Source organism: uncultured Pluralibacter sp., from assembly GCF_913775985.1.
In the GTDB taxonomy this organism is placed as follows: domain Bacteria; phylum Pseudomonadota; class Gammaproteobacteria; order Enterobacterales; family Enterobacteriaceae; genus Pluralibacter.
This window is the reverse complement of the sequence record NZ_CAJYMB010000137.1, coordinates 1-4,819: the sequence shown is the minus strand read 5'-3', so window position 1 is coordinate 4,819 and position 4,819 is coordinate 1. Positions and strand designations below refer to the sequence as shown.

General features: G+C 65.4%; 4 protein-coding genes. 1 reads left to right on the top strand and 3 read right to left on the bottom strand.

Going from position 1 to position 4,819, the window contains the following annotated elements; all coding sequences use genetic code 11:
• Positions 1–659, top strand: a 659-nt coding sequence (locus QZ766_RS16995) for a helix-turn-helix domain-containing protein (protein ID WP_297204037.1), incomplete at its 5' end; no start/stop codon positions are given.
• Between the two features lie 117 nt (positions 660–776).
• Here QZ766_RS16995 and dcp read toward each other — a convergent pair.
• From dcp to QZ766_RS16980, 3 genes are all read right to left on the bottom strand, one after another.
• Entirely contained in the window at positions 777–2,816 is a 2,040-nt protein-coding gene (dcp, locus tag QZ766_RS16990; RefSeq protein ID WP_297204034.1) for a peptidyl-dipeptidase Dcp, read from the bottom strand.
• A 31-nt stretch (positions 2,817–2,847) separates the two neighbouring features.
• The gene (xdhC, locus tag QZ766_RS16985; RefSeq protein ID WP_297204031.1) at positions 2,848–3,621 is read right to left on the bottom strand and encodes a xanthine dehydrogenase accessory protein XdhC; all 774 of its coding nucleotides are present in this window, start codon (positions 3,619–3,621) and stop codon (positions 2,848–2,850) included.
• On the bottom strand, positions 3,611–4,819 hold a 1,209-nt coding region (locus QZ766_RS16980), incomplete at its 5' end, for a molybdopterin cofactor-binding domain-containing protein (RefSeq protein ID WP_297204029.1). The genes QZ766_RS16980 and xdhC, both read right to left, overlap by 11 nt.

Here is a 4,819-nt window from a genome sequence, read left to right as displayed (position 1 = left end):
TGCTGGCCGCGGCCGGGCTGCTGGACGGTCGCCGGGCCACCACCCACTGGCGCTATACCCGGATGCTGAAAGCGCGCTATCCGGCGGTCGATGTGGTGGAGGACGTACTGTACGTGGGCGATGAGATCTTAATGACCTCGGCGGGCAGCGCCGCGGCTATCGATCTGTGCCTGCACGTGGTACGCGAAGATTTTGGTCTGGAGGCGGCAAACTGCGTGGCGCGCAGGCTGGTGATCCCGCCGCACCGGGACGGGGAACAGTCGCAGAACGTCGCCCGCCCGGTGTCGCGCTGCCGCGAAAGCCGGCGGATGGGCCAGCTCTTTGACTGGCTGCATCAGCATATTCACGAGGCGCACACGCTGGCGTCGCTGGCGGCGCGGGTGGGCATGAGCCCGCGTACCCTGCTGCGCCGCTTCGAAGAGGCCACCGGGACGACGCCCGCCCGCTGGCTGATGGAGGAGCGCCTGCGCCGGGCGGCGGCGCAGCTGCTGGACGGACGGGAAAGCATCGATCGCATCGCGGAGGGGCTGGGATTTGGCAGCGCGGGAGTTTTGCGCCAGCGCTTTCACCAGCGCTATGGCGTTAGCCCGGGCCAGTACCGGAAAAACGGGCAAAAAAAACCGCCGACGAAGTCAGCGGTAAATGCTTGCATGGATTGATTTTTCTTTTCGGGTTGCGAGTGCGGGGCACGGAGCCTGCCGCAGCCGCATTATCGAAACCACCCTACCAGCCGCCGGTTAAACAGATATTAAACAACCTTGCGGCACTGCCGGTTATCATTCATCCAGTCCATGATTTTTCAACATCGCGTCCGGGAGCGGGTCCCGCCCGCGCCAGTCGCGGTACAGCGCTTCTAAATCGCTGCTGTTGCCCCGGGAGAGGATCGCCTCGCGAAAGCGCTGGCCGTTTTCCCGCGTCAGGCCGCCCCGTTCGCTAAACCACGCGAAGCCGTCGTCTGCCAGCACCTTGGTCCACAGATAGGCGTAGTAGCCCGCCGCGTAGCCGCCGCCGAAAACGTGGGCGAAATAGCTGCTGCGGTAGCGCGGCGGCACGGCATCCAGATCCAGCCCCTCTTCGCGGAGGATCTGCGCCTCAAAAGCGTCCACGTCGGCGGGAAGCGCGTCGGCGCTGGCCCGGTGCCAGCGCATGTCCAGCAGCGCCGAGGCCACCAGCTCGCTCATGTCGTAGCCTTTGTTAAAGGTGAGCGAGCCGAGCAGGCGCTCGCGCAGGTTGTCGGGCATCGGCGCGCCGCTTTCGCAGTGGCGGGCGTAGCGGGTGAAGACCTGCGGATCCCGGGCCCAGTGTTCGTTGATCTGCGACGGAAACTCCACGAAGTCCCGCGGGGTGCTGGTGCCGGACAGGGTTGGATAGCGCTGGCTGGCGAACAGGCCGTGCAGGGTATGGCCAAATTCGTGAAACAGGGTCACTACGTCATCCCAGCTCAGCAGCGCCGATTTACCCTCGGCGGGTTTCGCGTAGTTGCAGACGTTGTAGATAACCGGGCGGCTCTCCAGCAGGGTGGACTGAACGACGAAGTTATCCATCCACGCCCCGCCGCTTTTACTGTCCCGGGCAAAGAAGTCGCCGTAGAACAGGGCGATACCTTCACCGCTGGCGTCGAAAATTTCCCATACCCGCACGTCGGGGTGGTAGACCGGAATATCAAAGCGCTCGACGAAGCGGATGCCGAACAGCTGCGAGGCGGACCAGAACACGCCCTCGGTGAGCACCCGATTAAGCTCGAAATAGGGCGCAATCTGCGCCTCGTCGAGGGCGTAGCGCGCCAGGCGCACCTGCTCGGCGTACAGGCTCCAGTCCCAGGCCCGGGCAGTGAAGCCGCCCCGCTGCTGGTCAATCTGCTGCTGAATGTCGGAAAGCTCCCGTTCAGCCCGGGCGCGGGCCGCCGGGGCGATATCGCGCATAAAGCGCAGCGCTGCCTCGGGGGTTTTCGCCATCTGGTCCGCCATGCTCCAGCTGGCATAATCGGGATAGCCCAGCAGCTGAGCCCGGCGGGCGCGCAGGGCCACCAGCCGCAGAATAAGCGCCCGGGTATCGCTATCGTCGCCCTTCTCATTGCGCAGCCAGCCGGCGTTGAACAAGCGTTCGCGGGTCTGTCTGTCCCGCAGGCGGGCCAGCGCCGGATGCTGGGTAAAGTTAATCAGGGGAATAAGCCAGCGTCCTTCAAGCCCCTTATCACTGGCGGCACGGGCGGCGTCGGCGATTTCCGCGTCGCTAAAGCCGTCGAGCTGCTCACGCGCGTCGAGCACCAGCCCGCCGCTTTTCGCCGCCGCCAGCAGCTTGTGGTTGAACTGGGTGGCGAGCGACGCCGCTTCAGTGTTCAGCGCGCGCAGCGCCTGCTGGTTAGCCTCGTCAAGCCGGGCGCCCGCCAGAATAAAGCGCTGGTAAATCACCTCCGCCAGGCGCTGCGACTCCGCGTCCAGCGCGTCGCGCGCCTGCCAGACCAGGCCGACGCGATTGAACAGCGCGGCATTAAGATAAATATCGTCATCCAGCGCCGCCAGACCGGCGGAGAAGGTCTCTTCAAGTTGCTGAATGCCGGGGCTGGTGTGGGCTGCCGCCATAGCAAAAAAGACCCGGGTAACGCGCTCGAGCAGATCGCCGCTGCGCTCCAGCGCCGCCAGCGTGTTGTCAAAGGTCGCGGGCTGCGGGTCGTCGGCAATGGCGGCAACCTCCGCGCGCTTGCGGCGCAGCCCCTCTTCGAAGGCGGGCAGATAGTGGCTTTCGTCGATCAGATCGAAATGCGGCGCCTGATACGGCAGCAGGCTGACGGAAAAAAAAGGATTATCGCGGCTCATGCATCACTCCTGTGGTCGGTATCGCTCTAGGTTAGGCACCTCGCTGATAAACAGCAATGATTTCTCCCGCTACCGCCACCGCAATTTCGGCGGGCAGCTTGCCTTTGACGTCCGGCAGGCCGATGGGACAGCGCATCGCGTCGAGCTTCGCCGGGCTAATGCCCTTACCCTCCAGCAGCCAGTCAAAGCGCTGGCGCTTGGTTTGCGAGCCGATAACCCCCAGATAGCGCACCCGGTCGCGGCGCAGCAGCGTCTCGGCCAGGGCTAAATCCAGCGGATGATGGTGGGTCATCACCACGAACAGGCTGTCGTCCGGCGCGCGGCGCGCCACCTCGCAGGGATCGTCGCTGTGCAGGCACTCGACACCCGGCGGCAGCGGGCTGAACTGCGCCTCCCGCGAGTCAACCCAGATAACGCGGCACGGCAGCGTCGCCAGCAGCGTTACCAGCGCCCGGCCGACGTGCCCGGCGCCAAACACGTAAATCTGCGGCTGCGGGCGACCCCAGGGCTCAAACAGCACCCGGGTCATGCCGCCGCAGCACTGGCCCGCCCGGGCCCCCAGCGCAAACTTCTCCTCCCGGGGGATCGCCACACCGCGGCTCAGCATTTCCCGGGCGATGGCGATGCACTGAAACTCGAGGTTGCCGCCGCCGATGGTCAGCCAGCTCGCGTCCCGGGAGACGATCATTTTAGTGCCCGCGCCGCGCGGTACCGAACCGCGATCCTCCAGCAGGGTCAGGATCGCGGCGGGTTCGCCCCGTTGGCGCAGCGCCATCAGCACGTCAAGCCATCCGTCAATGCGCATCCTGTTTCTCCGCGTCCATCGCCATAACCCCCGCCAGCACTCGCTCCGGCGTCGCCGGCGCGTCGAGGTGCGGATGACGGCGGTAGCCTCCCGCCGCCGCAATCGCGTCCTGCAGGGCGCACCAGACAGAGATGCCGAGCATAAACGGCGGCTCGCCGACCGCTTTGGAGCGGTAAACGGTGTGCGCCTCGTTGGGGGCATGCTCCAGCAGCGCCGCGTTAAAAATTTCCGGCATGTCGCCGATGGCCGGAATTTTATAGCTCATCGGGCCGTCGCTCAGCAGGCGTCCGCGTTCGTCCCACACCAGCTCTTCGCTGGTCAGCCAGCCCGCGCCCTGCAAAAAACCGCCTTCTATCTGGCCGAGATCCAGCGCCGGATTCAGCGATTGCCCGGCGTCGTGCAGGATATCGGCGCGCAGCAGGCGGTACTCGCCGGTCAGGGTATCAATAATCACCTCCGAACAGGCCGCGCCCCAGGCGAAATAGTAAAACGGCGAGCCCTTTCCCTGCAGGCGGTCGTAGTGAATCCCGGGCACTTTGTAAAAGCCGGTGGCCGACAGCGGCACCTGGTTCAGCCACGCCATGTTGGCCACCTCGGCGAAGCTCAGGTAGCGCTCGCCGACGTTGACCACGCCGTTGCTGAAACCGATCTCCGCAGCACTGCAGGCAAAGCGCGCGCAGAGCATTTCCGTCAGCCGCTCGCGCAGGGTGCGGGCGGCGGCCTCTGCCGCCTTGCCGTTGAGATCGGCCCCGGAGGAAGCCGCCGTCGGCGACGTGTTTGGCACCTTGCCGGTGCTGGCGGCGGTCACCTGAATGGACGCCAGCGGGATCTGCAGCACGTCGGCGACAATCTGCGCCACTTTAGTGTTCAGCCCCTGCCCCATCTCCGTCCCGCCGTGGTTGAGCTGCACCGTGCCGTCGCTGTAGATAAGGATCAGCGCCCCGGCCTGGTTGAGGAAGCCGGCGGTAAAGGAGATGCCAAATTTTACCGGCGTCAGGGCCAGGCCGCGTTTCAGCACCGGGCTTTCGGCATTAAAGCGGGTAATTTCCTCCCGCCGCGCCGCATACTCCGCCGTCTCGGCGAGTCGGTCGGTAATGACCTGCGCCAGATTCTGGGTCACCGGCTGGTAATAGTGGGTAACGTCCCGGCCCGGGCCACCGTAATAGTTGCGGCGCCGCACCGTCAGCGGATCCAGACC

What these genes read in the sequence shown, in the direction of transcription:
- dcp (WP_297204034.1), bottom strand. Translation starts at nt 2,816, where the DNA reads ATGAGCCGCGATAATCCTTTTTTTTCCGTCAGCCTGCTGCCGTATCAG.
- xdhC (WP_297204031.1), bottom strand. Translation starts at nt 3,621, where the DNA reads ATGCGCATTGACGGATGGCTTGACGTGCTGATGGCGCTGCGCCAACGG.